This is a genomic window from Streptomyces hirsutus (genome assembly GCF_001418415.1).
GTDB classification, from domain to species: domain Bacteria; phylum Actinomycetota; class Actinomycetes; order Streptomycetales; family Streptomycetaceae; genus Streptomyces; species Streptomyces hirsutus.
The window spans coordinates 1-1,041 of sequence record NZ_LIQT01000707.1 but is presented as its reverse complement, the minus strand read 5'-3'; the positions used below and the strand labels follow the sequence as shown (position 1 = coordinate 1,041).

The window sequence follows — 1,041 nt, the reverse complement described above, 5'->3', positions numbered from 1 at the left end:
AGTCAAACAACGGCATTGCGTGCCCGGCGGCAGATGGCAGACCGTGATGGTCAGGCCGGTTTCGGCGGCCAGTCGGGCGAGGTGGAGTTTCCAGGCCCGGGTGCGGTAGCCGTTGGAGCCGCCCGCATCGGCGGTGATCAACAGTCGGGAAGCCTGCGGGTAGGCGTCATGGCCCTGGCCGTGCCACCAGCGGCGGATCGACTCCACCGCGAACGCGGCGGTGTCGTGGTCGGTGCCGACGTTGACCCAGCCGGTGTCGGCCGCCAGGTCGTAGATTCCATAGGGGATGGCCTTGCCCAGCTGCGGGTCGGCGAAGTCGTGGACGCGTACCGGCACCGGATCGCCCGTCGGCCGCCAGGAACGGCCGGGGTTTTTGAAGTCGCCGACCAGTTCCTTCTTCTTGGTGTCCACGCTGATCACGGGTTGGCCGGCATCCCGGTGGTCGCGTGCTTGCTCGTTGAGATACCGGAACTGGGCATCCCGGTCGGCATGCTGACTGCCCTCGAGCGTCTTGGCGTTGGCCTGCAGCCGGAAACCCTCCTGTCGCAGCAGGCCGGCGACGGTGTCGGCACCGGCCCGGTGTCCCCGGCGGGTCAGCTCGGCCGCCAGCGTGCGGGTCGACCTGGTCGTCCACCGCAACGGCGGCATCGGATCCCCGCGCTCGTCCGGCTCGACCAGACTCAACAGCGCGGTCCGCAGCCCGGGGTCGAGGTCCGCGACGCGTTTGCGTCCGCCGCCCGGCCGCCGCACCCGCCCGAGCAGGCACTCGCCCGCTTCCAGGTCGGACACACCCTTGCGGATTGTCGTCTCGCTCACCTTGGCCGCCCGGGCCACGGCCCGGATGCCGCCATGCCCCAGTCCTTGGGCTTCCGCGGCCATCAGCAGCCGCCGCTGCCGCTCGTCCAGATGCGGGAACAGCACCGCGAACTTCACAGCAAGCTGGTCACGAGTCTCGTCCGGGATGCGCATACGACATCAACGAGCCCCAGTCTCGAAAGCAACACCTTGATGATCGGCAAGTCCTAAGCGCTGTCCCGTAAC

The 1,041-nt window shown here is 69.0% G+C and carries 1 protein-coding gene; it reads right to left on the bottom strand.

The annotated features are described in order from the left end of the window. Nucleotides 1-969: ISAzo13 family transposase (locus AOK11_RS37705; RefSeq protein ID WP_107098783.1), on the bottom strand; the 969-nt coding region annotated here is incomplete at its 3' end. Nucleotides 970-1,041: the final 72 nt, after the last annotated feature.